The sequence below is a fragment of the Bradyrhizobium sp. 137 genome, assembly GCF_023074095.1.
Taxonomy (GTDB): domain Bacteria; phylum Pseudomonadota; class Alphaproteobacteria; order Rhizobiales; family Xanthobacteraceae; genus Bradyrhizobium.
On the sequence record NZ_JADPKU010000110.1, the window covers coordinates 1 to 526 of the forward strand.

Genomic DNA, 526 nt, shown 5'->3' on the forward strand with positions numbered 1-526 from the left:
TGGACACCGTTGACAATCAATTGGTGAAGTTCGAGCAGGAGCCGAACAACGCCAAGATCCTGGATAACATCTTCCGCCTGGTCCACACCATCAAGGGCACCTGCGGTTTCCTCGGCCTGCCGCGGCTGGAAGCGCTGGCCCATGCCGGCGAGACCTTGATGGGCAAATTCCGTGACGGCATGCCGGTGACCGGGCAGGCGGTGACGGTGATCCTGTCCTCGATCGACCGCATCAAGGAGATTCTGGCGGGGCTGGAGGCGAGCGAAGCCGAGCCGGAAGGTAACGACCGCGATCTCATCGACAAGCTGGAAGCGATGGTCGAGCAGGGCATGGCGGCCATGGCGGCAGGCGCCAGCGCAGCTCCCGTCGCCGATGCCCCGCCTTTGGTGCCGGAAGCCCCGGCTGCCGCGCCTGCGCCGGCCAAAGCGATGACCACCGGCGCGCTGATCGAGCAGACCCTGGAGCGTCCGTTGCGTCCGGGCGAAGTCTCGCTCGACGAGCTCGAGCGCGCCTTCCGCGAGACCGC

The 526-nt window shown here is 66.5% G+C and carries 1 protein-coding gene; it reads left to right on the forward strand.

The features are described from left to right. On the forward strand, positions 1–526 hold a 526-nt coding region (locus IVA78_RS28865; protein ID WP_247468921.1), incomplete at both ends, for an Hpt domain-containing protein.